The organism is Lysinibacillus sp. OL1 (genome assembly GCF_004332175.1).
GTDB lineage: Bacteria > Bacillota > Bacilli > Bacillales_A > Planococcaceae > Lysinibacillus > Lysinibacillus capsici.
In genome coordinates this window covers 62,317-87,985 of the sequence record NZ_SJDS01000008.1, presented here as the reverse complement: position 1 = coordinate 87,985, position 25,669 = coordinate 62,317, and the positions used below count along the sequence as shown (strand labels likewise).

At 38.1% G+C, this 25,669-nt stretch carries 26 protein-coding genes and 2 pseudogenes; 18 read left to right on the top strand and 10 right to left on the bottom strand.

What is annotated here, in order from left to right:
- Positions 1 to 7 precede the first annotated feature (7 nt).
- Positions 8 to 1,225, top strand: coding sequence for a hypothetical protein (locus EW028_RS15225; RefSeq protein WP_131521484.1), 1,218 nt, complete (start codon positions 8 to 10; stop codon positions 1,223 to 1,225).
- Between the two features lie 93 nt (positions 1,226 to 1,318).
- Here EW028_RS15225 and EW028_RS15220 read toward each other — a convergent pair.
- Positions 1,319 to 1,549, bottom strand: a pseudogene (locus tag EW028_RS15220) (radical SAM/CxCxxxxC motif protein YfkAB); the annotation flags it as partial.
- A 251-nt stretch (positions 1,550 to 1,800) separates the two neighbouring features.
- On the opposite strand from EW028_RS15220, the gene yfkAB reads away from it, so the two are divergent.
- A complete protein-coding gene (gene yfkAB, locus EW028_RS15215) occupies positions 1,801 to 2,904 on the top strand; it encodes a radical SAM/CxCxxxxC motif protein YfkAB (protein ID WP_131521483.1) in 1,104 nt (367 codons plus the stop codon).
- A gap of 288 nt (positions 2,905 to 3,192) precedes the next feature.
- Here yfkAB and EW028_RS15210 read toward each other — a convergent pair whose 3' ends face one another.
- Positions 3,193 to 3,447, bottom strand: coding sequence for a hypothetical protein (locus tag EW028_RS15210; RefSeq protein ID WP_131521482.1), 255 nt, complete (start codon positions 3,445 to 3,447; stop codon positions 3,193 to 3,195).
- Between the two features lie 398 nt (positions 3,448 to 3,845).
- On the opposite strand from EW028_RS15210, the gene EW028_RS15205 reads away from it, so the two are divergent.
- Together EW028_RS15205 and EW028_RS15200 are read left to right on the top strand one after the other, a co-directional pair.
- Positions 3,846 to 4,550 carry a YjjG family noncanonical pyrimidine nucleotidase gene (locus tag EW028_RS15205; RefSeq protein ID WP_131521481.1) on the top strand — a complete coding sequence of 235 codons (705 nt, stop codon included), beginning with the start codon at positions 3,846 to 3,848 and terminating at the stop codon, positions 4,548 to 4,550.
- A gap of 182 nt (positions 4,551 to 4,732) precedes the next feature.
- A complete protein-coding gene (locus EW028_RS15200; RefSeq protein ID WP_048392414.1) occupies positions 4,733 to 5,368 on the top strand; it encodes a 50S ribosomal protein L25/general stress protein Ctc in 636 nt (211 codons plus the stop codon).
- A gap of 312 nt (positions 5,369 to 5,680) precedes the next feature.
- On the opposite strand, the gene EW028_RS25350 is transcribed toward EW028_RS15200, so the two are convergent.
- From EW028_RS25350 to EW028_RS15185, 4 genes are all read right to left on the bottom strand, one after another.
- Positions 5,681 to 5,836 (bottom strand): hypothetical protein, encoded by a 156-nt coding sequence (locus tag EW028_RS25350; RefSeq protein ID WP_193767392.1) that lies wholly within the window; start codon positions 5,834 to 5,836, stop codon positions 5,681 to 5,683.
- Between the two features lie 57 nt (positions 5,837 to 5,893).
- Positions 5,894 to 6,487: a DUF2812 domain-containing protein gene (locus EW028_RS15195; protein WP_131521480.1), complete on the bottom strand. Its 594-nt coding sequence runs from the start codon at positions 6,485 to 6,487 to the stop codon at positions 5,894 to 5,896.
- Positions 6,474 to 6,761: a PadR family transcriptional regulator gene (locus EW028_RS15190; protein ID WP_193767394.1), complete on the bottom strand. Its 288-nt coding sequence runs from the start codon at positions 6,759 to 6,761 to the stop codon at positions 6,474 to 6,476. The genes EW028_RS15195 and EW028_RS15190 overlap by 14 nt, the downstream gene beginning before the upstream one ends.
- Before the next feature lie 145 nt (positions 6,762 to 6,906).
- A complete protein-coding gene (locus tag EW028_RS15185) occupies positions 6,907 to 7,533 on the bottom strand; it encodes a YczE/YyaS/YitT family protein (RefSeq protein ID WP_004230690.1) in 627 nt (208 codons plus the stop codon).
- A 164-nt stretch (positions 7,534 to 7,697) separates the two neighbouring features.
- Between EW028_RS15185 and EW028_RS15180 the strand changes: the two genes are divergently transcribed.
- Both EW028_RS15180 and ade read left to right on the top strand, forming a co-directional pair.
- Positions 7,698 to 8,120 (top strand): pyridoxamine 5'-phosphate oxidase family protein, encoded by a 423-nt coding sequence (locus tag EW028_RS15180; RefSeq protein ID WP_048392416.1) that lies wholly within the window; start codon positions 7,698 to 7,700, stop codon positions 8,118 to 8,120.
- A gap of 94 nt (positions 8,121 to 8,214) precedes the next feature.
- Positions 8,215 to 9,960: an adenine deaminase gene (gene ade, locus EW028_RS15175; RefSeq protein ID WP_131521478.1), complete on the top strand. Its 1,746-nt coding sequence runs from the start codon at positions 8,215 to 8,217 to the stop codon at positions 9,958 to 9,960.
- A gap of 175 nt (positions 9,961 to 10,135) precedes the next feature.
- On the opposite strand, the gene EW028_RS15170 is transcribed toward ade, so the two are convergent.
- On the bottom strand, positions 10,136 to 10,930 hold the full coding sequence (locus EW028_RS15170; RefSeq protein ID WP_131521477.1) for an SDR family NAD(P)-dependent oxidoreductase: 795 nt from the start codon (positions 10,928 to 10,930) through the stop codon (positions 10,136 to 10,138).
- Positions 10,931 to 11,041: 111 nt separating this feature from the next.
- The gene (locus tag EW028_RS15165) at positions 11,042 to 12,052 is read right to left on the bottom strand and encodes an AraC family transcriptional regulator (protein ID WP_131521582.1); all 1,011 of its coding nucleotides are present in this window, start codon (positions 12,050 to 12,052) and stop codon (positions 11,042 to 11,044) included.
- 508 nt (positions 12,053 to 12,560) lie between these two features.
- On the opposite strand from EW028_RS15165, the gene EW028_RS15160 reads away from it, so the two are divergent.
- Together EW028_RS15160 and EW028_RS15155 are read left to right on the top strand one after the other, a co-directional pair.
- Positions 12,561 to 13,100, top strand: coding sequence for a flavodoxin family protein (locus EW028_RS15160; RefSeq protein WP_131521476.1), 540 nt, complete (start codon positions 12,561 to 12,563; stop codon positions 13,098 to 13,100).
- A gap of 262 nt (positions 13,101 to 13,362) precedes the next feature.
- Entirely contained in the window at positions 13,363 to 14,262 is a 900-nt protein-coding gene (locus EW028_RS15155; protein ID WP_131521581.1) for a LysR family transcriptional regulator, read from the top strand.
- A 22-nt stretch (positions 14,263 to 14,284) separates the two neighbouring features.
- Here EW028_RS15155 and EW028_RS15150 read toward each other — a convergent pair whose 3' ends face one another.
- Positions 14,285 to 15,313 (bottom strand): S-layer homology domain-containing protein, encoded by a 1,029-nt coding sequence (locus EW028_RS15150; protein ID WP_066037769.1) that lies wholly within the window; start codon positions 15,311 to 15,313, stop codon positions 14,285 to 14,287.
- Positions 15,314 to 15,438: 125 nt separating this feature from the next.
- Entirely contained in the window at positions 15,439 to 16,176 is a 738-nt protein-coding gene (locus tag EW028_RS15145) for an SDR family NAD(P)-dependent oxidoreductase (RefSeq protein ID WP_131521475.1), read from the bottom strand.
- Between the two features lie 160 nt (positions 16,177 to 16,336).
- On the opposite strand from EW028_RS15145, the gene EW028_RS15140 reads away from it, so the two are divergent.
- The 10 genes and pseudogenes from EW028_RS15140 (at position 16,337) to EW028_RS15100 (ending at position 25,557) form a co-directional block, all read left to right on the top strand.
- Positions 16,337 to 16,945 carry a TetR/AcrR family transcriptional regulator gene (locus tag EW028_RS15140; RefSeq protein ID WP_066037768.1) on the top strand — a complete coding sequence of 203 codons (609 nt, stop codon included), beginning with the start codon at positions 16,337 to 16,339 and terminating at the stop codon, positions 16,943 to 16,945.
- Between the two features lie 206 nt (positions 16,946 to 17,151).
- Entirely contained in the window at positions 17,152 to 17,313 is a 162-nt protein-coding gene (locus EW028_RS25345; RefSeq protein WP_004230657.1) for a hypothetical protein, read from the top strand.
- Positions 17,314 to 17,465: 152 nt separating this feature from the next.
- A complete protein-coding gene (locus EW028_RS15135; RefSeq protein ID WP_131521474.1) occupies positions 17,466 to 18,380 on the top strand; it encodes a metal ABC transporter solute-binding protein, Zn/Mn family in 915 nt (304 codons plus the stop codon).
- A 9-nt stretch (positions 18,381 to 18,389) separates the two neighbouring features.
- On the top strand, positions 18,390 to 19,118 hold the full coding sequence (locus tag EW028_RS15130; RefSeq protein ID WP_048392425.1) for a metal ABC transporter ATP-binding protein: 729 nt from the start codon (positions 18,390 to 18,392) through the stop codon (positions 19,116 to 19,118).
- Between the two features lie 11 nt (positions 19,119 to 19,129).
- Positions 19,130 to 20,002 (top strand): metal ABC transporter permease, encoded by an 873-nt coding sequence (locus EW028_RS15125; protein ID WP_131521473.1) that lies wholly within the window; start codon positions 19,130 to 19,132, stop codon positions 20,000 to 20,002.
- Positions 19,999 to 20,868, top strand: a complete 870-nt coding sequence (locus EW028_RS15120; RefSeq protein WP_048392426.1) for a metal ABC transporter permease — start codon at positions 19,999 to 20,001, stop codon at positions 20,866 to 20,868. Before EW028_RS15125 ends, EW028_RS15120 begins: the two co-directional genes overlap by 4 nt.
- A gap of 220 nt (positions 20,869 to 21,088) precedes the next feature.
- Complete coding sequence (locus tag EW028_RS15115) at positions 21,089 to 22,276, top strand: MFS transporter (RefSeq protein ID WP_036077291.1); 1,188 nt, start codon at positions 21,089 to 21,091, stop codon at positions 22,274 to 22,276.
- 153 nt (positions 22,277 to 22,429) lie between these two features.
- Positions 22,430 to 23,698 carry an MFS transporter gene (locus tag EW028_RS15110; RefSeq protein ID WP_131521472.1) on the top strand — a complete coding sequence of 423 codons (1,269 nt, stop codon included), beginning with the start codon at positions 22,430 to 22,432 and terminating at the stop codon, positions 23,696 to 23,698.
- A 16-nt stretch (positions 23,699 to 23,714) separates the two neighbouring features.
- Positions 23,715 to 24,205 (top strand): annotated as a pseudogene (locus EW028_RS15105) (kinase).
- Between the two features lie 563 nt (positions 24,206 to 24,768).
- On the top strand, positions 24,769 to 25,557 hold the full coding sequence (locus EW028_RS15100; RefSeq protein ID WP_131521580.1) for a lipid II flippase Amj family protein: 789 nt from the start codon (positions 24,769 to 24,771) through the stop codon (positions 25,555 to 25,557).
- Positions 25,558 to 25,669 lie beyond the last annotated feature (112 nt).

The following is a 25,669-nucleotide window of genomic DNA, read 5'->3' as shown; positions in this document are numbered from 1 at the left end:
TATAACAATGAAAAAATATTGGAAAACAATCAGTATTAGTTTCTTCATCGTGGTGTTTATCAGTTCTTACTATATCCAAAAAACAGCAATGGCTTCTAAAAATGATAGAACCTATAAAATTGAAACGATCAGCGGAAATAAGGAAGAAATCGAAAATCTTATTCTTCAAACAAGTTATCAAAGTAATGATCTTTATCATATGTTGTACATATCAAAGGATGGTTCCACGAATCCCAATAGTCAGTCTTTTTTTAGAGATTTGATGGCACCGAATGAACCTATGATTCTTCGAAAATATATTGAGGAACACCGTAATTTTATGCGTGGGAAAGAATTTGATCCAAGAAAATATTATGAAGACAAATCACATTTGACTTACACAATATTTCTAGATGATGGTCGAAAAGAAGCTAGAGGCAATGTTATAACGCTTCAAATTGATACACTTGATAAAAAAACAAATGATAGTTCTTCCTTTAAGATCGATATACCAGTCAAAGCAAGCTATGATTGGATTAATGTAAATGACGTCTACGTAGGGAATGGAAAAATAAATATATTAACAACAAACTATTTATCAGCCAACTATCTTATAAAAGGTAGGGAAGAGTTGCATGTCTATACGATTGATGAGAACAAGAAGGAATTAGTAAAGGACGACATCCTTGCAGAATTAGTGTCAGAAGAAAGAGGCACTTCCAGTATCCGTATTTTTAATGAAAACAATACTACTACTCAAAACGAAAATTATTATTTATATATGGTAGAAAAATATAGTGATCGAAAAGAAGGTACTGAGCCAGAAATTATCTCTAGTCAAATATATCTCTATAATAATGCCAAGAATGAAGCAGAGGAATGGACTATGCCAGAAGAATTAAAACCCTATCGGAAGTCAATGCTTATTCATAAAGAAACGATATACATTCCTGTATATTCAGCCAATGGTTTAACGCTGAATCGATATCATATTGAAAAGAAACAGTGGGAAGACCCCTTAACCCTTCAATATTCAAGCATTACGAATGAGAATGATGCTCCATATTTACGTATAGCAGAGGGAAAATTTTATTTAATATATCGTGTTTCTGATGGACAGTGGTTGTCTATCGTTGATTTACGTACAGGTGGATTGATTTATGAAGGAAAAATCATTTCCGAAGACAAGAAAAATCAAGAGGCGGATTCCTCACTTACGATCGAACAATTATATATAATGCCTTAAAGAACAGGTATAAGGACAACCTACAATCTATAACGCCATATATAAAAGAAACTCCATGTTGATCAGTCTTTGTTCAACATGGAGTTTCTTTCTTTATCGATGAACGTATACACGAGCAGAGCCACTCACAAACGCGGCATCTTGATAATACATATTTTTTACAAGTACATTTGGCCCTAAGCATTTGACTGCTGGACAGTGGCAGTTAAGTGATTTTGCCAAGTCGGTTGCCATCCATTTATCAAAAATCAATGGTAGTTCGTCATGTACAATAGTGCCGAGGGCTGGTGTGTCACCAAAGTCGGTAACAATCACATCGCCTGTTTACTGTAAATCGAAAATAAAAGCATATAATTTAAACTCCTTGTAATTACAGTGGCGCAAGAAAATTAATTGTATAGAAGATAAAAGAGGATACGAAGATAGAGTTGTCAGAAATAGAGCAGATGTAAACAAAATAATAAAAAAGTTATAATAAAGATTAAGTTCGATTCCGAGATAATTTATAAATAAATGCACTTTAAAAATTATTTTATCTGTGCGAAAATTATAAGCATGGAAAGGAAGTTTTTTATATGTTTACAGTACAGAAAACTCATGATGAATGGGAAAGTTACCATGACATTGATAGGTATGGGAAATTAACTTTATCAAATATTGAATTTACTACAACACATTTATGTAATATGAGATGTTCGCATTGTGCAGTTGGCTACACATTATTAACCAAAGAATTACCAGCATTACCTACAGAAGAAATTATCCACAAGTTAGATGAGGTGGAAACTTTACGTACAATGAGTTTTACAGGTGGAGAACCTTTAATGACTAAAAAGGGTATAAAGGAAAATTTGTTACCACTTTTGAAATACGCTAAGGGTAGGGGAATTAAGACGCAAATTAATTCGAATTTAACTTTGCCTATGCCTCATTACGAATTAATTGCTCCTTATCTAGATGTTATGCACATATCACATAACTGGTGTGATGAAAAAGAATTTGTTGAAACAGGCTTCGCTATGATGGAAAAGCAACCTTCAATTGAATATAGAGGCAATTTATATCGTAATATTTTCGACAATGCAAGGGAACTTTCCAAAGGAGGGATGTTTGTATCAGCAGAAACAATGTTAAATCGTAATACTGTACCCTATATGGAGAAAATTCATAATGAAGTGGCTAACGAAATGTTATGTAAGCGACACGAAATTCATCCTATGTATGCTAGTGACTTCGCTGAAAATTTAGAAGTTATTAGTTTGGAGGAATACAGAAAAGTTGTGAATGAAATTCTTGATTATAGAAATAAAGACATATGGGTATTGTTTGGTACATTGCCATTTTACCCTTGTAGTCAAGATGAGCGAGATTTAGCGTTAATCAAGCGAATCAATAGTGAACATAATATAACAATCAGAAATGATGTTGATGGACGATCAAGAATGAATTTAAATATTTTCACAGGGGATATATCGGTTACGGATTTCTCAGATGACGGTTCGGCTTTCGGAAATATAAAAAATGAATCATTACCTCAAATTTACGAACGGTGGTTAGATTCCAATATTTCTAAATCAATTAATTGCCACTGTCCAGCAGTCAAATGTTTAGGACCAAATGTAATTGTAAAGAATATGTATTATCCTGATAAAACATTTATTAGTGGCTCAGTTAAATAATGAATTGAAGACCTCCATTGGAATAACCATTGGAGGTTTTTTAGCGATATATACTATATAATTTTTCTACTCAGTTTAAATTTAAAAGTTTGTCAAAACACAATTTACTTGTACCTTAATACAAAGAAAAAGGCCTATAGCCTGTTATTCACAGCTTTGAGCCTTTGTCTTTGTAAGACCATTCTTTTTAAACAGTCGTTTTACTCTTTATCTGAATTTGAAGTTTTGTCATAAAAATTAACAAGAAATCGTTGGCTGATCTAAGTTTACTGACATGGTGTTGCTTGATTAAACAGCAGTAGTGCCCCAAAATATACTGATTCCAAAAGCTACTACTACTCCAGCAAAAACCCAACCCATAGCGTATTTCCTTAGTCTGAAGTTATTTATACTCAACATTAAAAAGCAAAAAGTCATCACAACTTGTATCCAAATTGGTCTATCAAAACGCTCTTTATGCCAAATGAAAGAATAAAGAACCCCGATAACCATAATAGACAGCACTACTAACGCAATTCTATTAAATATGCTAGACTTTTGCAAACCTATAAACCTCCTTAATATGGCTTTGTATTAAAATACCAATCACCAGTACCTCTTAATTGTTAAATTCATACTAAAACCTGCAACGGAAGCAATTACTCTAACATTTTCGTTTTTGTAAGGTCGTCATCTTTCGTACATCTTCCTTTCTAGCATTCTATTGTCTCATATTCAACGATAATTTCAAATATGAAATTGCAGAACGGGCTATTTTAGGGCTAGACGTTTTTTCCATTATCGAAAAAGTTCCCTCGTTTCAATGGACGGATAAGCATGTGTATAAAGCGCATACATGTGCTAATATTCTGTCATAGGACATTTTACTGTTATTTTTCATAAAAAACGTTATCATGATATAGAGTAAAAGTCATAATGCATTAAAGAAAGTGGGAATGAACATGACGAAATATGAGATATTATTGTTTGACGTAGATGATACATTACTAGATTTTGATTTAGCTGAAAATGCAGCACTTGACCGCATGTTCAGCGAGGAAAAGATAGCCACTACGCCCGAGATGATAGCGCGTTACAAAGAAATTAATGAATCGATGTGGCGAGCTTTTGAGCGTGGGGAAGTGACCAAAAATACACTACATAATACAAGATTTGCGATTGCTTTAAAGGAATTTGGGATGGAGGTCGATGGTGTCTACTTTGAATCGTTATTCCAAAAATACTTACAGGAAGCACATCATTATGTAGAGGGAGCTTATGAAGTCATCGCTCAACTAGCCAATCACTATCATTTGTATGTCGTATCAAATGGCGTAACGTTGACACAGAATAAACGACTAGTGGATGCCGATTTAGCACAATATTTTAAAGGCATCTTTATCTCCGAGCAAACGGGCTATCAAAAACCAATGCCTGCCTTTTTTGATTATGTATTTGAGCGGATTGAGCATTTTGATAAAGCTAAAACGCTTATAATCGGCGATTCTTTGACATCAGACATTAAAGGCGGATTGCTGTCAGGCATTGATACATGCTGGTTTAACATCCGCAATGTTGAAAATACGAGTGATATTGAACCACATTATGAAATTAAAAAATTGCATGAGTTACATGAGCTATTGCATACAAAAATAGCACTATATTAAGACAGAAAGACACTTCCTTTGTTCCATGAACAGAGGAGGTGTTTTTTTATGTTTTTTCGCTAATAAAATTTAAATTATTACTACAAGGCTGACCAAATAATCGCTTGCTTGCTATGTATAAAATACAATAGAAAAGGCAAAACCTTTTATGAGACTAGTTTCCATGAAAGGGGAAATATTCGATGAATATGGTTTTAACTGCCAGTAAACGTCAAAAGGGACAACAATCTTCTTTAACACAGCTTCGACAAAATGGGGGCATTCCAGGTGTAGTTTACGGCTTTCAAATGGAATCAACGGCGATTATGTTAGATGCGAGAGCCTTTGCAAAAATGTTAGCTACACACGGCACAAAAAGTGTTTTCCAATTAGATGTTGAAGGAAAACGGATTAATGCAGTTTTGACAGAGGTACAACGTTGTGCATTAAAAGGGAATGTTAAGCATGTGGATTTTAAATCCATCAATATGTCAGAGGAGCTAGAAGTGGATATTCCAGTGACTGTAATTGGGGATGCAGTAGGAGTTGCTGATGGCGGATTCCTGCTCCAGCCTAATCGTGAAGTGCGTATTAAAGTGAAGCCAACTGACATTCCAGAAACCATTGAAATAGATGTTACAAATGTTGCAATTGGGACTTCTCTATACGTCGGAGATATTCGTCAACAGTTCTCGTTTGAAATTTTACAAGAGGATGACTACACACTCGTGACGATTACACCACCTGCTGCTGAAAACGTACAGGAAGATGATACAGTGGACGATACACCAGAAGTGATGGAAGCAACAGGACAAAATACTGCTGAACCAGAAGCATAAAGGAAAGATGAGCCTCCTTACACTACGTAAGGGGCTCCTCCTGTTGTTGAAAAAGATCATGTCACTAGCAGAAAAAGACCTTTTAGCAAGGTGAGAGGTTGATTTCCGTTCCGCCAGCGTCCTTTCCAGGGGGCGTCCGATGAGCCGCTTCACTCACTTGCGCTCGCTCCAGGGTCTCCTCAGTGACGCTAAATCCCCTAGGCGTGACGCTGGCTCCACTCCAATCAACCATTCTGCAAAATGTCTTTACTTTTTCATACTAGCATAGCGATCAAATAGCCCATTATCTGTATTCTTAGAGGGGATAAGTTCTTATTTCCAAGGTGGAGAAGTGATGCGTGACAACACCTCTTCATAAAGAGTAATGAACACCTTCACTTTATTGCCCACAGGAAAGCAAGTAGCCTGCAACAGAAATCCATTTTCACCTTTCACAAAAATTCTATTGATTGTTTTGTTTTTCAACACTATGAGGAGCCTCCTTACACTACGTAAGAGGCTCCTTGTTATTTGCTATAAAAATTGCTATATGGATTTACGATAACGATAATACAGTGTGATGTAAATACTACAAGTTACTAAAAATAGCCATGGTGGGATAAAGCGCCCGATAGCAAAGGGTGTTTCAAATAAAAAGGCAAAAAGGAAAGAAAACCCTTCTTTCTCCCATAAACCAGGTGTAAAATACGCATTTTTTATACTGAAAAGGGAGTAGTAACTATCGTTGGCATAAAAAATCATTAAGAAGATAAATGACAGTATGGCCCAGTTGCTTGCTTGTTTCATTAAACGTTTATATTTCGCAATGTGGGAATCATGATCTGAAAATAATTCATCATTGCCATCTTTTCTTTTTAACCAATAGTAGGTGCCGTCATAGGCTTTTTCTTTTACTATACGCCAGCCAAAATCCTCATGTAATTGCTTATAGGTCGCTTTCTTTTCTTTGCGAAGCTCCTGCTGACAATCAATCCGAATAACTTGTTCAAGATCTTCAGTAGGCTGAAATGTATAAATACCTGCTGAGTTTATGTTGGAGCATAGCCAACCCTTGGCTAACATTTCGTTTAACCAACGCTCTTCCTTTTCGATATCAAAAAAGACTTTAAACTTTATCATGTTCGCCAGCTCCCTCATATAAAGATAAAATGTGCTGCAATCTTTGTTGCTCTGCGGCTAATATTTCTAGACCCTCTTCTGTCGTTTGATAAACCTTGCGTCTTGTATCCTGGGTTTCAACAGGTGTAATCCAATGATAATTCAATAAATTGTCAATGGCTCCATACATCGTACCTGCAGCAATTCGGACTGTACCAGCACTCATTTCCTCAATTTTTTGCATCATCGCATAGCCATGTAGCGGTTCACGTAAGGCGAGTAGAATATAATGCATGGTTTCGGATAAAGGTAATAATTTATGTTTTTTCACATCTTCACCTCAAATATACAGTTGGACTATATAGTTTGATTATATATAGTTGGACTGTATATTTCAACCGTAAAAAAAGACAATGCAAAAACTGCATTGTCATTAAAGTTTAGACAACGGCGCTTTTCACGCCTGTCCATCGCATAAATAATTTTTCGTTATAGGATAAGGCAAATTGTACAATTGGTCCAAGTCCAAATGCCATAAATACCGTACCGATGCCTATAGGACCGCCAAGTAGGAAGCCAATGATTGCAACTGTTACTTCCATTGTTGTACGAGAGCGAGTCACACTCCAGCCAAGCTTATGGACCATCATCAGCATGAGTGTATCCCGAGGTCCAATACCTAAATTCGCCACCATATACATCCCACAGCCCCAGCCTAGCAACACTAACCCTGTAAGGTAAGAAATAAGTTGCATCCAAAAACCATCAATATCGGGTAGCCAATAGTTGAAAATATCAATAAAAATGCCAGCCAAAAACATATCGATAAACGTTCCAGGTAAAGGGAATTTTTTTGTAATCAGCATATCAAACGCTAAAATAGCAAGTCCCAAAATAATGGACCATGAACCGATTGATAGGCCTACTGTTTTTGTTAAACCAATATGTAGTACATCCCATGAGCCCACTCCAAAGAGTTGGCCTTTAATTGTTAATGTGATACCAAAAGAAAGCACGATAATGCCTGTTATGAAAAACAAACAGCGCGTAAAAAAAGCTTGTTTCATTTTTTAACCCTCATTCATTCGAAAATTCCTGTTGTCCATCCAGTTATTATAACAATAGATTTTCAATATGCTCGAAGATTGTCATTTCACATTTTTCAAAAAAAGACGGTTTAGCTTTCTTGGGAGAGGGCAAAATAGATATATATATGAAAGGATGGGATACTATGACTTCTGTACGTGATGAAATTTTAGAAGTGTTAAACCGAGAAAAGATTGGCACAATGGCAACTGTAGAAAATGGCAAACCTTACTCTCGATACATGACATTCCAGCATGAAGATTTTGTATTGTATACAGTGACGAATAAACATTCAGAAAAAATGGAAGAGCTACGCAAAAACCCATATACCCATATTTTATATGGCTACGAAAATGGTGGCTTTGGTGATACGTATGTAGAAATAGAAGGCAAGCTTACGGAAGTACATGAAGAAGGGATAAAAAATAAACTAGCTGAATTTTTTACGAGTATCTTTATTGGCAATCAGGATGAAATGGTGACATTAAAGATTGAGCCTATTCGTATGCGCTTGATGAATAAAAAAGGGCAACCACCTAAAGAGCTAGAATTTTCAAACGACCATTGACAATGGTCGTTTTTTACTGATGTAACGACAAATAGTTGCAATGGTTAGCATCTTTTTGGCATGATAGTTCTTAAAAGAAAAAGGAGTATAGGTTATGTCGATAAAATTACAGCAGCTAACACAAAATGTATTATCATCTCAAGGAAAACTAGAGGCAGATTTTATACTGAGAAATGCGCAAATTGCGGATGTTTTTTCGTTAACATGGCAAAAAGCAGATATCGTCGTAAAGAATGGTGTGATTGTTGCTCTAGATCGCACGAATAAGTTTCACGCTAAACAGGAAGAGGATGCGGCAGGAGGCTATGTCATTCCTGGTTTAATTGATGGTCATATACATATTGAGTCTTCTATGTTGACACCAGGGGAATTTAGTCGCGTTTTACTTCCTCATGGGATTACAACAGTGATGACAGACCCTCATGAGATCGCCAATGTCGCAGGAGCAGAAGGTATTCAATTTATGCTCGATGATGCACAAAAGGCAGATATGGATATTTTTGTGATGCTGCCATCCAGTGTACCGGGTACACAGTTTGAAAATGCAGGTGCTACACTAACGGCTAAGGATTTGGCGCCATTTTTACAACATGAACAGGTTCGAGGATTAGCAGAGGTGATGGATTTCCCAGCGGTATTAAATGGACAAGAGGACATGCTTCAGAAAATTTTATTATCGCAGGAAGCAAATTTAGTCATTGATGGGCATTGTGCAGGTCTACAAAGCGAACAAATTACAGGCTATCGAGCTGCGGGTATTCACACAGATCATGAATGTGTAACGGCTGAGGAAGCCATTGACCGTGTAGAGCAGGGGATGTATGTACTAATCCGAGAGGGCTCAGCCGCGAAAAACTTACGTGATTTATTGCCAGCTGTCCAGTCACATAATGCTCGTCGCTTTGGATTTTGTACAGATGATAAATATGTGGATGAGTTAATTGACGAAGGTAGCATCAATTATGATATCGCCATGGCAATAGCTGAAGGAATGCCACCATTGCAAGCAATCCAGTTAGCAACCGTAAACACCGCAGAATGCTATCGTTTATTGGATCGAGGTGTACTTGCACCAGGCTATAAGGCAGATTTTGTGTTAGTAGAGAATTTGTCCACAATGCAAGCAAAGGCCGTATGGAAAAATGGGCAGAAAGTGGCTGAAGATGGTAAAATGCTGACAAATCGTCAAGAGCCAGTTGTACCTGCTCATATCCACCAATCTGTCCATTTACCAACCATTACAAAGGATAGGCTACAACTAGCATTCACAAAAGGTACAAAGGCGAATGTAATGGAGATTGTGCCAAATCAGCTAATTACCAATCATGTAATAATGGATGTACCTGTAAAGGATGGTTTTTTCGTCCCGTCTGTAGAACAAGATTTATTGAAACTAGCCGTCATCGAACGTCATCATCAGTTACACACGACAGGTTTAGGAATCGTCAAAGGCTTTGGCTTACAAAAAGGAGCAGTAGCCACAACAGTAGCTCATGATTCACATAATGCCCTTGTTGTAGGTACAAATGATGAGGATATGGTCCTGGCGCTTACGCGCATTCAGGAAATCCAAGGGGGTTTTGTGATCGTTGCGGATGGCCAAATTCTAGCGGAGATGCCATTAACCATTGGTGGCTTGATGACAGATGTACCAGCTCAGCAGGCAAAGGAGCAGCTAGCTGGCTTGCACAGGGCATTAAAGACGCTTAATCCAACATTAGATTTCCATTTTTTACTAACGTTTTCTTTTGTGGCATTACCAGTTATTCCTACTTTAAAGCTAACAGATACAGGATTATTTGATGTGACAACCTTCCAGCATATCTCAGTAGAAGCATAGACGGTAGAACGACCTAATTGCGGTAAGCGATTAGGTCGTTTATTATCATTCTGTATACCGTAATTAGGTAAATCTTTTTTACGTCGTGGAAATATATTTTCCCAGATGCTCCTTCTGCTCCTTCATCGAGCAATATGCAGCCATGCGATTTATCGTCATGGAGACGAGGGGAATGTTAAAAAATTGTCGGTACCATACCACCATCCATACGAATTGGTGAACCTTTAAATGCAGATGCAAATGGACTACATACAAATGTAGTTATTCTCCCTATTTCGATGGGTTTGATAAATCTTTGGATTTCTGATTGAGGTAGGTTTGTCATCATAAATTCTCTCTCTTTCTCAGAAAAACTCATGTCTTTATTAGGAAACATACCATCAATTATTTGATACACATTCTCGGAGAGTGTTGGTCCTGGCATGATTGTATTAATTGTAACCTCTCTTCCTATTGTTAATTTAGATAGGCTTTTTGACAAAGATAATAGCATCGTTTTTGTCATGCAATATTGAGGCATTTGTCCCGAGGGCATAATTGCTTCTTCACTTGCAATAAAAATAATGCGACCAAAATTATTTTCCAACATTTTAGGCAAGTAAAATTTAGATAATCCATTTGCCGCAAGAACATTCATACGAAAGTATTTTTCCCATGTATCATCATCAACATCTTCATATGGCATAATTTCATAGATACCCATATTGTTAACTAAAATATCAATACAGGGATATTTTTCAAATAAAGCTTCTCTTTGCTGTATATCAGCAATATCGGCTGTAGCATTTTGTGGAAAAGTAGATGGATAAGTTAATTTAATTTCATTTACAGTGCGTTGTACCTCTTCATCATTTCGTCCATTTATTAGTACGTTCACACCTTCTTTGGCTAGTTCGATAGCGATTGCTTTCCCTATACCTCTTGTAGATCCGGTCACTAAAGCTGTTTTATTGTTCAATCCTATATCCATATTACATTGCTCCTCTATCTATTCTGATTTTCTAAAGTGGATGTAAAAATAAAACTCCAACTTTTTTGAATGTCTGACTATTGCTATTGTGTTTCAAAATTTTATATTTATCTAATTTGTTCCTACATGTTTAGAACGCCAATTTGAAGGCGTATCACCTTCCCAAAGGTGGAAGGCACGGTAAAACGAGTTCTGATCTTCGTATCCAATCAGGAAGGCGACATCTTTAATATCAAGCGAGGGGTCTGCTAGATACTCGCGTGCCTGATCACGTCGAACCTGTGTTAACAAAAACTTAAAGCTCGTGCATTCGCTAGTAAGCCTGCGCTGCAAGGTACGGTCGCTCATTCCTAACTCGCTCGCGACTGTCTGTATGTCAGGGCGTCCTCCTGCTAAGCTACGTTTTATTATCCATTTAACCATCTCAGTGAAGGAGCTGCTATGTTGGTGCTCATTCAACGATTGATCCAGAAGAGGGGTCAACATTTCCAGTAACTCTAAGTTATATGAGGCAAAGGGACGATCCAGATCCCCACGGTGTATCGTCAACCGGTTACACGTTGCACCCATTTGGATACTGCAACCGAAATACTCTTCAAGCGTTTGTACATCGCCCATAGGATGTGAAAATTCAACTAACTTTGCTGCTATCGGTTGACCTGTCCCCCGACGTCCGAGCTCAAGAAGAAATGCAAGTGTGATACCAACCAGCATAGGTGGACCAGGTTGCTCAGTATACGCCCAATCTAGTTCGATTGTACAATCCTCACCTTCCTCAGTGATACGCAAGCTTTCAGGCGGACACAGTTGTTTGTACCGTACCATTCTCTTTAACGCATCACGATAATCACGTGCATGGTAGGCTACTAGGACAGTAGGTGGGTAATGAGTTGGTTCAAAGCTAGTCGCTAGTTTGATGATTCCTCTAGCAGTGTCGTCAATGATATCGGAATAAGCCTGCCACATCGAAAAATATTGGGTTATAGAGACGACTGGTTCCTTAATAATAGTGATAGGTAGTCGTGCTTTACGAACCACGTCTTGCGGGGCAATTCCTACTTGACGTAATCCTTCCCAAAATCCCAAAGGCATTTTAATACGATTAGAGGTATGTAACAACATCAATTTGAGGCTCCTTCATCATGTATATTTATTGTTCATATCGTGATTTTTGCCCTGCTTTGTTTGAACGGGACAGTGTATATAGTATCTTTTCAATCACGCCTTGTAACTAGCAAACAGTGACTACTAACTTGCTATGTGCGACAAATTTTTAGAAAACAAGAATATTAATGCTTGGATTAATGCAATACTTTGTTAACTTTAGCATATCTCAATCACTATCATTCGCAGTATTCATTTTTCTCTTTTACACTATCCTCGTTTCTTAAAAACTAAAGAGACATTTTGATTTTTCTCAAGATATTTAATACAGAATAGGGTATAGAAGCTCAATACAGCAAAAAAATGTTTCTATCTTTATCCATTTTGCAAAAGAGCAACCCCTTTAAAATCATTTTTTTCGATTGATTTTATCGAAATAATCATCTTTATCGAATTGTAAATTCATAATAAGATATAGGTATACGGGAACAATAGTAAAAACTTCAAGGAAACGGGGAAATTCTAAATGTCAATAGCAGTTATTTACGGTGGCAATCGGCCGAATGGGAATGTAGAGACTTTAACAAAATTAGCCACTCAAGGCCTAATGATTGAAGAAATTTATCTAAAGGACTGTGTTATTCAGCCAATAATCGATAAGCGTCATGCTGCGGAAGGGTTCACAGATGTCAGCGATGATTATAACGCCGTCATTGACCGTATTCTTCCACATGATATTCTTATATTTTCTACGCCTATTTATTGGTATAGTATGACAGGAGCGATGAAGAACTTTATAGATCGATGGTCACAAACCTTAAGAGACCCGAATTATCCTGATTTTAAAGCATTAATGTCTTCTAAAAAAGCATATGTCATTGCAGTTGGTGGAGATGAGCCTTATATAAAGGGGTTACCAATGATTCAGCAATTTCAACATATTTTTGATTTTGTTGGGATAACCTTTGAGGGATATATTCTAGGAGAAGGAAACAAGCCAGGCGAGATCCTTCAAGATCTAAAAGCATTGTCTGCAGCTGATCATCTTAGAAAAGAATTACAATAAGTCGACCTTATTGGCCTTTAGATGATATTGACTATTTTTATAGCACAATACAATGAAACGAATTTGGAGGAAAGAAGTCTCCAAATTCGTTTCTCTTTATATGATGAAAGGTTCTTTTGATGTTAGATATTTACTTGCGCTATTGGTAAATGCAGCCATCTCTTTCTTTCAGCTACAAACTAGTGTATATTGGATTTTATTATCGAAAAGGATGAATGTTTCAACAAAAACTATCGAAGAAATAGATGAAGGGGTTCAAGTGATGGATATTAAGCAGCTTCAAACGTTTTTTACTGCAGCTGAAACATTAAGCTTTACACAGACAGCTCAGCTTCTTGACTACGCTCAATCGAGTATTACAGCTCAGATAAAAACATTAGAACAAGAGTTAGGTGTTCATCTTTTTGAGCGGCTTGGCAAGCGCATTATTCTCACAGAAGAGGGCAAGCGTCTACAGCATTATGCAAAAAAAATGCTTGAGCTAGACCGTGAAATGAAAAAAGCTATATCCAACGAGCAGGAGCAAGTCCTATTGAAGGTAGGGGCACAGGAAAGTCAGTGTGTCTATCGACTACCAAGTATTTTACAGCAATTTCAACAAGCACACCCGCAAGTGAAAATCATTTTCAAGCCTGTGCATACAACAACTATTGCAAAGGATTTATTACAAGCTGGTAAACTTGATATTGCATTGATAACGGACACTTATCAGGAAACAGCCATGCTCAAGCGAGAGCGATTGATTCAGGAACAGCTTGTTTTTGTGAGTGCCCCCAAAGAAATTAGTCAGCCTCTATCGGCTCAACAAATTTCAACTGAAACGATGTTGTTAACAGAAACAGGGTGCTCCTATCGTAATCATTTAGAAGCACAGCTACAGCAAGAGGGTGTCAATCCCTTACAAATGATTGAATTCGCCAGTATTGAAGCAATCAAGCAATGTGTGATGGCAGGGTTAGGTATTACATTTTTACCTAAAATGGTTGTAGAGAAGGAGCTGGAAAGTGGGCAATTAATGGAAGTACCGTCCACAATTGATTTAGCGCCAATTTATACAGATATTGCATGGCATAAAGATAAGCATATGCATCCCTGTCTCGAAGATTTTATTGCCATCGCCAAACATAGCTATGAAGCTTTTAAGGATGAAAAAAGAGCCTGAATGATTCAGACTCTGTTACAAATTATTGCTGCTTGAGGGTACCCGAAAAATTGGTGCCTTCATTACGTTCAGCACGACAATCAATCTCGGACACCTTTAGGGCATTATTAGATAAACGTTCAAACTCGACAACACAACGATTGCCATTCGAGGATGTATTCATAAGGGCTTTCGTATTGCTTGTAATTGTGGCTGTGCCATTTACACTACCTGAAGCGGAGCCATCATTCGCCGTTAAAGCAATAGAAAAGCTCTTGTTTGTGGCATTGGAGATTATAGCATCACGGCGGTTAAACTCATTTGTACCCTTACCCCATTTATAGTAGTAAGTATACACACCTTCCCATGCGCTTTTACTAGGAGTAGCCTGCTGTAATGATTTGTCGAGCTGATTTTGAGCATTTTTTGCCCTATTATTTAAAGATACGTTGTTGGCATTCTCATGAATGGCTTGTGCATCCGCTGAAATTTCATAATAATTTCGTTCGTCCATACGATAGAGCATCGTGACAACTTGCGCACGGGTCATGTTGCTTGTCACGCCATAAAACTTTTGTAAATTGCGCTCTTCATACTGTGGATTTAGCCCTGAAGAAATATAGGTATCAAGTAAAAATTGAATAGATTGATCTAAGCCCTTCTTACCGCTAGCTAAATGAGCAATAGCCTGTGCCACTACACCACGCTTCACAGTAGCCGCTCGGATTCGGTTGTCGAAATAGCCATTTAAAGGCACCCCATAGCTTGCGAGTTGGTTATAGAATTCATCCGACCAGTTTGCCGAAGGCGTTTGCTTTTTTAATTCGTCGATAGGTGTTTCGAGCTCATAAAAATTGGCTAATAGTTTTGCTAATTGCTGTTCAGTAATGGTAGCATTTGGTTTAAATGTACCGTCTGTAAAGCCATTAACAATATCATATTCTTCTGCCCATAAAATAGCTTCATATGCATAATGATCCTTTGATACGTCTCGAAAGCCAGCAGCTTGTACATTGCCTGCACTAGCTATAATCAGAATAGAAAATAATAATGTACCTATTAATTTTTTCATTTGTTGTCTTCATCCTTTCTTGCTCGCTTTAGTAATAGTTTGCAGGAAATGGATAAAAACTGCAAATTTTTCTAGTGAAAAAATAATCGCTGCCCTTTGTCGGGTAGCGATTATTTTAAACGTCGTTATTGGGCTGTGTAGCCACCATCTACTGTTAATGTGTTCCCTGTCATAAACGTTGAATCGTCACATGCCATAAATAAAACAGCTTTTGCCATTTCCTCTGGTTGTCCTAGTCGTTGCATAGGTGTGATCTGACGTAATGGCTCCTTACTTTCTTCTGGGATAATTGGTGTATCAATAAAGCCTGGACATAGGGCATTGACACGAATCCCTCGCGTAGCAAATTCTAATGCTAATGAACGTGTTAAATTAATCACGCCTCCTTTTGCTGCATTATAAGCAGCTGATCCTGGCGAGCCAACCCAACCATACATCGAAGCTGTATTAACGATTGTACCACCATTCGCTTTTAGCATTTCTTTGATGGCAGCCTGCGCCATTAAAAATACACCATCTAAGTCTACATTTACAGTTTGACGCCATTTCGCATAAGGAAGCTCCTCAGTTGGCGTAACACGACCAATCCCTGCATTATTAAAAAGGACATCGACTTTGCCAAATGCCTCAATAGTTGTTTGATAAATAGCTGCTACTTCCTGTTCATCCGTTACATTTGCTTTGATAAACATGGCTTCTGCTCCTGTTGCCTGTAGTTCAGCTGCAAATGCTTCGCCTTTTTCCTCGTTTAGGTCCACAAGCACCACTTTTGCTCCCTCTGCTACAAATAATTGGGCTGTTGCAGCACCGATACCAGAAGCACCACCTGTAATAATTGCGACTTTATCTTGTAATTTCCCCATACATGACACTCCCTTAAACAAACTTTTTTCTTGCACACTGTGTAAATCACGGTGTACTTTTATTGTAAAACGCCTGAAAACGGAAACAATCATTAATGTCGTAGTAAATATCTAACTAGTAGACATATGTGCCTGAAATGTCTAAAAGGGGGAAGTAAAATTGCCAAAATGGACACAAAGACAAGAAAGAACCCGCCGTCATTTTTATGAAGCGTTTGTCGATTTAATGAAACAACATGGTTTTCAAGCCATTACAGTGAAGGATATTGTAGAACGAGCGGGCTATAACCGTAGTACCTTTTATGTGCATTTTCAAGATAAATTTGAACTAGCAGAGAATTTACTAGAACAAATGCTGAATGGTCTGGAAGTGGCAGTAGGTGAACCCTACCTATATGGAGAAAAGGTATACACGACAAAATTGAAAGCACCATCCTTTAATATTATTCATTACATTTATAAGCACCGTTTGTTTTTCGAGCTGCTGAATGTGGAAGATACGATTCCTGGGTTGCACACCCGTATGCCCTTAACGATCACAAAAATTTATCAAGAGCAATTTAAATTTGAGACGATCAATCAGCAGCCTGTCAACATGAACATGTTCAAGCATTATACTTCCTACGGCTTTTATGGATTGATGATGCAATGGATTGCAAGCGGCTATGAAAAATCAGAAGAAGCTTTAATCAAGGATATTATTGAATTAACAAAAACACATATTTATGCATTTGAATTTATAGGAAAGCCGCTAGAAAAAGAAGAATAAAAGTATATTAACATAGATCTATGTATTTTTATAAAAGAATCTCTAATGTCTGAATTAGGGGTTTTTTTGTTTGGGCTAAACTAATTTTTGTATAAGAAAAAAATTTTTTTAAAGAAATTTTCATAAAGTAGTTGAATTTTCTTTGTATTAAGCATATATTTTTCCTAAGGGAAACAAAATATCTCCAAAGAAAGAAGAGTGCGTGAATGAAAGATTTAGGTGATTTCAAGCTGACGATTCTTCCAATGGCCATTTTAATTATTTTAGCAATCGTATGGAAACTGACCGATTCAGTAGGCGCAGGTATGATGTTAATCCTTTTCTGGATGAGCTGGCGCCAGCTTATCAGGAAAATGAATATAAATTAAGGTATTGCATGGAAAAAGTTGGGATATTGGCGTTAAATACGACTAGGGCGGGCATGACAAACAATTTACGGCTTGTCCGCCTATTGGTTACTTCGTAGTTTAGGCACTTTTTTCAAACAATTGCTTAATAAAGAGAAAGTTGAGGTAGGAAAATGAAACAATGGTTAGGTGTGGTGGTATTATCACTCTCATTTCTATTATTTGGCTGTTCAGCAGAAACAGAGGGTGAAAAAGACGGCATTGTGGTTGCAACCACAGGACAGATTGCAGATGCGATTAAAGAAATCAGTGGTGATCATTTACAGGTATCAGCATTGATGGGTCCAGGCGTAGATCCCCATCTCTACAAGGCGACTCAAAGTGATTTATCGAAATTGGATAAAGCAGAAGTCATTTTTTATAATGGCTTACATTTAGAAGGACAAATGCTCGATATATTTGAACAAATGGCGAAGGATAAAACGGTCTTGGCAGTGGGCGAGACATTAGATGAAAAGCAACTGCTTGCCAGTGATACGGATGCCATGCTCCATGATCCACATATTTGGTTTGATGTTGAGCTTTGGAAAGGTGTTGTCAAGGCAATCAGTACGCAGCTTCAGGAAGAATACCCTGAATTTAAAGTAGATTTTCAAACAAATGAAGCAGCTTACTTGAAAAAGCTGGATGATTTACAAAGCTACGCAGAAAAGCGTGTGAATGAAATACCACAGCAACAAAGAATATTAGTAACGGCTCATGATGCATTCAATTACTTTGGCAGAAGTCAGGGATTTGAAGTACGTGGCTTGCAAGGACTGAGTACGGATTCAGAGTATGGTGTGAAGGATGTCCAGGAGATGGTTGATTTCTTAGTAGAAAATAAGATTAAGGCTCTTTTTATAGAATCCAGTGTGTCCGATAAGGCAATGAAAGCTGTTATTGAAGGGGCTAAGGAGAAAGGCCACGACATTGTCATCGGTGGGGAATTATTCTCAGATGCTATGGGAGCTGAAGGAACAACAGAAGGTACGTATATAGGTATGTATCAACATAACATCGACACGATCGTCGATGCATTAAAGTAGGTGAAGAATATGTATGCATTAACAGTGGAAAATCTATCAGTTGCGTATGATAAAAAAACAGTATTAGAAAATGCCTGTGTAACAGTGCCTACAGGTCATCTAGCTGCCATTATTGGCCCAAATGGTGCAGGGAAATCCACATTTTTAAAGGCCATTTTAAATCAGCTTCCTAATAAAGTGGGAAAGGTAGAAATTTTAGGGAAGGTGTTTGAGCCAAAGAGTTTAGTCGTAGGCTATGTGCCTCAGCGTAATGCGGTGGATTGGGATTTCCCAACAAATGCGTTGGATGTGGTGCTCATGGGGCGTTATGGCCATACAGGCCTATTTAAAAGACCGTCTAAGCAGGATAAAATTGTTGCTCGACAAGCTTTAGCAAGTGTTGGGATGCAGGATTTTGCAGAGCGTTCCATCGGGCAGCTTTCAGGAGGCCAGCAACAGCGTGTATTCCTAGCTAGAGCCCTTGCACAAAATGCAGATATATATTTTTTAGATGAACCATTTGCAGGAGTAGATGCTGCGACAGAAAAAACGATTATTGATATTCTAAAGGATTTAAAGGCACAGGGAAAAAGTATTTTTGTTGTGCATCACGATCTTCAAACCGTCAAAGAATACTTTGACTATACGATTCTATTAAACAAAACGATTTTAGCATCAGGCGCAACGGAAGATGTTTTTACACCAGAGCAATTACAAAAAACATATGGTGGTAAACTTTTCATGATGCAGCATGTGTAAGGAGGGACATAATGTTAAGCGGTAACTTATTGTGGGTACTGAGTGGAACGATGTTACTTGGCATTGCAGCAGGCATCACAGGCACGTTCTCCTTCTTACAGAAACAAAGTCTAGTTGGGGATGCTGCTGCGCATGCAGCATTACCAGGTATTGCCCTTGCGTTCCTGCTAACAGGTCAAAAGGAATTGCCAATTTTAATGCTAGGAGCGGGCATTACATCTGCATTATCTGTGTATTGTATTCAATGGATTGTGTCATTTTCAAAAATGAAGGCTGACGCTGCCATTGGATTAGTCCTCACCGTATTTTTTGGTGTTGGTGTTGTATTTTTAACAGTGGTTAACCGTAGCCCACTGGGGAATCAGAGTGGTCTGAATAATTTTATTTTCGGTAAAGCAGCGACGATGACCAAGGCAGATTTAATGTGGCTCTTTATTAGTGCAACCATCATTATTGTGGTTAGTCTCTTGCTTTATAAGGAATGGAAGCTACTGATCTTTGATCCTGTTTATGCAAAAGGGATTGGCTTACCAATTGAGGCTTTAAAGGCAACATTAACGGTTTTAATTGTCATGACAATTGTTACAGGTATACAAGCTGTTGGCGTTATTTTAATGTCAGCTTTATTAATTATTCCTGCTGCCAGTGCCAAGTTATGGACAAAAAAATTGAGCACTATGCTCATTTTAAGTGCTGCGATTGGAGGTATCGCTGGCATAACAGGAACCTTTATTAGTGCGATTCGAACAGGGTTATCGACGGGTCCTATAATTGTCTTAGTGGCAGCAGGTATATTCTTTCTATCGTATTTTATAAGTCCAACTGGTCAAATTAGTAAATATCGTAGGAAAATGCAATTTCGAAAGCAGGGTGGTGTAGGATGATCGAATTTTGGGTTGTATTCACGGGACTGTTAGTTGGGGTAACTTGTGGAATTGCAGGTGTCTTCCTCATCTTGCGTAGAATGTCCATGATTGCAGATGCCATCAGTCATACAGTGCTCTTTGGCATCGTGATGGCTTACCTTATTACCCAAACGTTGAATGGTTTTTGGATGTTGGTAGGTGCTGCGTTTGCAGGGATTTTAACAGCCTATCTTGTGCAATTATTACATTCTTCTGGTATTCAAGAAGACGCAGCGATAGGCGTAGTGTTTACATCTCTGTTTGCAGCAGGTGTTCTCCTTATCACCTTATTTGCAGGCAATGTGCACTTAGATGTTGAGCATGTTTTAATGGGAGAAATTGCTTTTGTTCCTTGGGATAAATGGACATTGCTTGGGCTGGCAATGCCTAAGGCAGTATGGATGCTCTTACTCGTCCTCGTCATTAATATTGCGTTCCTACTCCTATTCTTTAAAGAAATGAAGCTTGCGACGTTTGACCCTGTGTATGCAGCAACCATCGGCATTCCCGTTGTCTTTCTTCATTATGGCTTTATGACATCGATTTCGTTTACAACAGTGGCAGCTTTTGATAGTGTAGGGGCCATTTTAGTGGTTGCCATGTTGATTGGGCCAGCTGCTACCTCCTATTTAATCAGCAAGACGATTAAGCAAATGTTCGTCTATAGTATGCTCTTTGGAGCTGCTGCTTCCGTCATTGGCTATTATTTAGCGAAATTTTGGGATACCTCTATAGCAGGTATGATGGCAACAACAGTCGGCTTCATTTTTATCGTGACATTCATTTGTCAAAAAATCGTTGAGCGTAGAAAAAAAGTACTTGTTCATAAACTAGAAACTTCTTAATGAAAAACGTCGTTTGATACGCCCATCAAACGATGTTTTTTCTTTTGAGGACAAGTTCAAACTTTTGAATGAGTACTCCTTCTAGGAAAAATAGTATACTCGTTAAGATAAACTAGAAAGAGAAAGAATAGTAGCATCTAGCAAATTTTTCTATATTTTTATGTACGAATATTTAAAATTTTGTTACGATAAATTTTATGATAGCAACAAGGAGAACAGCATGTGGAGAAATCGAAACGTATGGATTATTTTATTAGGTGAATTTGTCGTAGGTCTCGGCTTATGGGCTGGCATTATTGGCAATTTAGCCTTTATGCAAGAGGTAGTACCTTCTGACTTTCACAAATCATTAATTATTTCTTGTGGTATTTTAGCAGGCTTAGTTGTTGGTCCAATGGCAGGACGTATCATTGACCAATCGAAGAAAAAAACGGTTGTCCAGATGGCGAGTATCGGACGCATTATCAGTGTTTTATTTATGTTTATCGCACTTTATACTAATTCGGTCATTTGGATGATTCTATTTTTAATCACGCTGCAAATAGCAGCAGCATTTTATATGCCTGCCTTGCAATCTATTATTCCCATGATTGCGAAGGAACAGGATTTAATTACATTAAATGCTTGGCAAATGAATGCGAGAACCATTTCAAGGATCATCGGTACAGCCGCTGCCGGGTTTATGCTCAGTTTTTTTGAGTTAAAATGGTTATATATTATTTCATTTATTGTCTATTTAGGCATGTTTGTCATTACTAGTTTATTGCAATTGGATGAAGCATCTACGGAAACGATGACAAACAAAGAAAAAGGGAATTTTAAAGAAGTGTTACCGATGGTGAAAGAGCATCCAGTCGTCTTGATGACGCTTGTCTTAATGTTAATTCCTACATTATTTTTAGGCTCTTTTAATTTAGTGATTATGAAAATATCTGAAATTCATCAATCTACCACAATTTCAGGATTATTGTATACGGTGGAAGGTATCGGATTTATGCTTGGTGCAGCTGGTTTGAAAATGATTGCTGACCGTGTACAAATGGGTACACTGCTTTTTTCATTGGCCTTTATTATCGGCTCAATGGAGCTCCTATTATTACTGGCAGATATTCCATTTTTCGCTTTAGTGGCATTTGGCGTTTTTGGCTTTTCAGTTGGCTGTTTTTTCCCAACGACAATGGTAATTTTCCAAAAACAAGTACCCAAACAGTTTCATGGACGCTTTTTCTCATTCCGCAACATGATTGATTCCGTCGTCTTTCAAATCGTGCTTTTATCGACAGGTATGATGCTAGATTTAATTGGTTTAAGTGGTATGGGACTTGTTTTCGGAATCATAAGCTTAAGTTTAACCACTACTTTCTTATTTTACGCTAAGAAAAAGAATGTCGTTATGCATGCACATTAATATCATGTCCTTTATGCATGACACCAATTGGAGCATACGATAGAGGTATAAAAAGGTGGTAGCATAGGAAAGGAACTGTCTAGATGGAGACGGTTCCTTCTTCATTAATTCAAGTAATCTTATTTGATATACATAGAGAAAGAAGGTTGAAAAATGGTTGAAAAATCTCAAGAGTCAATTGCGTCCTATATTGAGTCACCAGAAAAACTAAAAAACCTATATAGGCGTGTACTGATAGTTGTTAGTTTATCCCAAATTTTTGGGGGAGCTGGACTTGCGGCGGGTATTACGGTAGGCGCTCTACTGGCACAACAAATGCTTGGAACGGATGCCTATGCGGGTGTACCCTCTGCATTATTTACGTTAGGCTCTGCGGGTGCGGCTTTCATTGTAGGAAAACTATCACAGCGTTATGGTCGCCGCATAGGCTTATCATCAGGTTTTATAGTGGGTGGACTTGGTGCAATAGGTGTAGTCCTAGCTACTTTAATGAATAGTATTTTGTTATTGTTTGCCTCTCTATTAATCTATGGAGCTGGTACGGCAACTAATTTACAGGCACGCTACGCTGGGACAGATTTAGCCAATAATAAGCAACGTGCTACGGCGATTAGTACAACCATGCTTATGACCACGTTTGGTGCTGTTTTAGGTCCAAATTTAGTAGAATGGATGGGAAAAGTAGCACTGTCTATCGGTATTCCAGCTTTAGCGGGTCCATTTCTATTATCAGCTTTGGCCTTTATTATGGCGGGGCTTGTATTGTTTACGATGCTGCGTCCTGACCCGCTAGAAATAGCGAAAGCCATAGAGGCACATAAGCAAAAAATGAACAAAGAAAATCAAACACCATCCATGCCTATATCTAGCAATAAAAGAGGCCTAGCGGTAGGAGCAACAGTTATGGTCCTGACACAAATTGTCATGGTGGCCATCATGACAATGACACCTGTCCATATGAAACATCATGGACATGGATTAGCCGAGGTTGGTATTGTGATAGGGTTTCATGTAGGTGCTATGTATCTGCCATCACTTGTCACAGGTATTCTTGTTGATAAAATCGGACGTACAGCAATGAGTATAGCTTCAGGTATTACGTTACTACTCGCTGGCGTAGTGGCTGCATTTGCACCAAGCGATTCCATGGTGTTACTCATTGTGGCACTTTCTTTACTGGGATTAGGTTGGAACTTTGGCTTAATTAGTGGAACTGCTCAAATTGTTGATGCGACGGAGCCTTCTACCCGTGCAAAAACACAGGGGAAGATGGATGTTTTTGTGGCATTGGCAGGGGCATCAGGTGGTGCACTATCAGGTATGGTAGTGGCGAATTCAAGCTATGCAGTGTTGTCCTTAGCAGGAGGGCTATTGTCGTTAGTATTGATTCCTGTTGTCATTTGGTCTAGGAGAGCAGCTTAAAAAGGAGAAGGGGAAATTGGCATCTAAGCTAATTATTATCCGAGGAAATTCAGGTAGTGGGAAAACGACAGTTGCAAAGAAACTTCAGCATCATCTGGGACATGGTACACTTTTGATTGCGCAAGATGTTGTCCGACGTGATATGTTAAAGGTGCATGATCGAGAAGGCAATCTTTCTATTGAATTAATTCGTCAAATCGCAGAGTATGGTAAAGGTCGTTGTGAAGTTGTCATTGTAGAAGGAATATTATATGCCAGTCGTTATGGAGCTATGTTAAAAGATTTAATCCACTTCTATGATCAGAAGGCCAATACTTATTATTTTGATTTATCTTTTGAGGAAACCGTTATTCGTCATCATTCTAGCTCCAAAAAAAATGACTTCGGAGAAGATTCTTTACGTGCTTGGTGGAATCCGATGATTATCTTGGGGTGGATGGTGAAACGCTGCTGACGGAAGAGATGTCACAGGATGATTTATTAAAATTAATGGTAAAGCAACTGTAGAAGTAACAAAAAACTTACCCTTTCGTAGGGTAAGTTTTTTCATAGTGTTGAAAAATTTCCGTGCAGGTTACATGCTTTCCTCTGGGCGAACACAGCTCCGTTTAGAGGTTACCTGTATCGCTATTCAAGAAGATTCAAGTAGCCTTCCACTCCAACCCGTTAAAATGTTTCTTTTTTTAGAAAAAATTTTCAAATAAAACAAAGGTGTTCACTACTCTTTATGGCGAGGGTAGTCACTCATCACTACTGCCAGTATGAAAGAGGAAAAGACACTTTTGTAGAATGGTTGATTGGAGAGGAGCCAGCGTTACTCCTTGGGGATTTAGCGTCACAGATGAGACCCTGGAGCGAACGCAAGTGAGTGAAGCGGCTAATCGGACGACCCCTTAGAAAGTACGCTGGCGGAACGGAAATCAACCTCTCGCCTTTTATAATTACCTTTTATGGCGTGGACAGCACATTTTTTCAATTGGAACTATTTTATTGAATAAGCGTTACAATATTAAATCGTTAGAAAGCAAAGAGTAGGTACATATGTGGATTTAATAACAGAAAAATTAATCATGATTGCTTTATTTATTTTAATCATTCATGCGATTGAAACGCTTGCATATGCAGTTCGTTTATCAGGAGCACGTGTCAAATTACTAGCTTCGGCTTTATCTCTTTTTAATGTAATGGTCATGGTGTCGAGGTTAGCAAATATGATGCAACAACCATTCACAGGGAGCCTTGTTGATACAGCACCTACGGAGAATGCCATGGCATTTGTAGAACATCAATTTCGACTAATTATTGGAGCGGCTTCGCTTGGAACAATCGTAGGAATCTTACTTATCCCCACCTTTGTAGCCATTTTTTCAAGAGCTATCGTTCATTTGGCTGAGGAAAGAGGCTCAATCCCGGCTTTATTGAAAAAGGGCTTTACATTTGACTATGTAAGACGGGGGATGAAGCATATTCATACACCGAATTTTAGTTATTTAAAAGGCATTCGTCTACAGGATATCCCGATTAAATTATTTGTTATCAATATTGTTATTACAGCTATCTATACGATTGGCGTTTTATCTGCATTGTATGCCACATTATTAGTACCAGAATTAAAGACTACTGCTGTTATGGCATCTGGATTAATTAATGGCATTGCAACAATACTATTAATCCTATTCATTGACCCGAAAATATCCATTCTAGCAGATGATGTGATCAATAAGAGAGGAAGCTATCTAGACCTGAAAAGAATGTCTGTTATGATGATGTTCTCCAGATTTTTAGGAACCATTGTGGCACAGTTATTATTGATTCCAGGTGCTCATTACGTTGCATGGTTTGCAAAGTTAATTGCTTGATTAGAACCACTTCCTTTCTATTTTTAGGAAGTGGTTTTTTAGGCCACAGCAATTATCGTAAGGTGTGGTAGGGGAGAAGTAAAGAAATTATATAGTATAATGTGGGTGAATA

Excerpts from the sequence above, each read along its gene's own strand:
- EW028_RS15205 (WP_131521481.1), top strand. The coding sequence starts at position 3,846 with ATGACGAAATATGAGATATTATTGTTTGACGTAGATGATACATTACTA.
- EW028_RS15120 (WP_048392426.1), top strand. The coding sequence starts at position 19,999 with ATGATCGAATTTTGGGTTGTATTCACGGGACTGTTAGTTGGGGTAACT.
- EW028_RS15160 (WP_131521476.1), top strand. The coding sequence starts at position 12,561 with ATGTCAATAGCAGTTATTTACGGTGGCAATCGGCCGAATGGGAATGTA.
- EW028_RS15225 (WP_131521484.1), top strand. The coding sequence starts at position 8 with ATGAAAAAATATTGGAAAACAATCAGTATTAGTTTCTTCATCGTGGTG.
- EW028_RS15125 (WP_131521473.1), top strand. The coding sequence starts at position 19,130 with ATGTTAAGCGGTAACTTATTGTGGGTACTGAGTGGAACGATGTTACTT.
- EW028_RS15190 (WP_193767394.1), bottom strand. The coding sequence starts at position 6,761 with ATGCATTATATTCTACTCGCCTTACGTGAACCGCTACATGGCTATGCG.
- EW028_RS15200 (WP_048392414.1), top strand. The coding sequence starts at position 4,733 with ATGAATATGGTTTTAACTGCCAGTAAACGTCAAAAGGGACAACAATCT.
- EW028_RS15135 (WP_131521474.1), top strand. The coding sequence starts at position 17,466 with ATGAAACAATGGTTAGGTGTGGTGGTATTATCACTCTCATTTCTATTA.
- EW028_RS15180 (WP_048392416.1), top strand. The coding sequence starts at position 7,698 with ATGACTTCTGTACGTGATGAAATTTTAGAAGTGTTAAACCGAGAAAAG.
- EW028_RS15165 (WP_131521582.1), bottom strand. The coding sequence starts at position 12,052 with ATGTTGTTACATACCTCTAATCGTATTAAAATGCCTTTGGGATTTTGG.
- EW028_RS15185 (WP_004230690.1), bottom strand. The coding sequence starts at position 7,533 with ATGAAACAAGCTTTTTTTACGCGCTGTTTGTTTTTCATAACAGGCATT.
- EW028_RS15155 (WP_131521581.1), top strand. The coding sequence starts at position 13,363 with ATGGATATTAAGCAGCTTCAAACGTTTTTTACTGCAGCTGAAACATTA.
- EW028_RS15195 (WP_131521480.1), bottom strand. The coding sequence starts at position 6,487 with ATGATAAAGTTTAAAGTCTTTTTTGATATCGAAAAGGAAGAGCGTTGG.
- EW028_RS25345 (WP_004230657.1), top strand. The coding sequence starts at position 17,152 with ATGAAAGATTTAGGTGATTTCAAGCTGACGATTCTTCCAATGGCCATT.
- EW028_RS15150 (WP_066037769.1), bottom strand. The coding sequence starts at position 15,313 with ATGAAAAAATTAATAGGTACATTATTATTTTCTATTCTGATTATAGCT.
- EW028_RS15130 (WP_048392425.1), top strand. The coding sequence starts at position 18,390 with ATGTATGCATTAACAGTGGAAAATCTATCAGTTGCGTATGATAAAAAA.
- yfkAB (WP_131521483.1), top strand. The coding sequence starts at position 1,801 with ATGTTTACAGTACAGAAAACTCATGATGAATGGGAAAGTTACCATGAC.
- EW028_RS15145 (WP_131521475.1), bottom strand. The coding sequence starts at position 16,176 with ATGGGGAAATTACAAGATAAAGTCGCAATTATTACAGGTGGTGCTTCT.
- EW028_RS15115 (WP_036077291.1), top strand. The coding sequence starts at position 21,089 with ATGTGGAGAAATCGAAACGTATGGATTATTTTATTAGGTGAATTTGTC.
- EW028_RS15110 (WP_131521472.1), top strand. The coding sequence starts at position 22,430 with ATGGTTGAAAAATCTCAAGAGTCAATTGCGTCCTATATTGAGTCACCA.
- EW028_RS15100 (WP_131521580.1), top strand. The coding sequence starts at position 24,769 with ATGATTGCTTTATTTATTTTAATCATTCATGCGATTGAAACGCTTGCA.
- ade (WP_131521478.1), top strand. The coding sequence starts at position 8,215 with ATGTCGATAAAATTACAGCAGCTAACACAAAATGTATTATCATCTCAA.
- EW028_RS15170 (WP_131521477.1), bottom strand. The coding sequence starts at position 10,930 with ATGGATATAGGATTGAACAATAAAACAGCTTTAGTGACCGGATCTACA.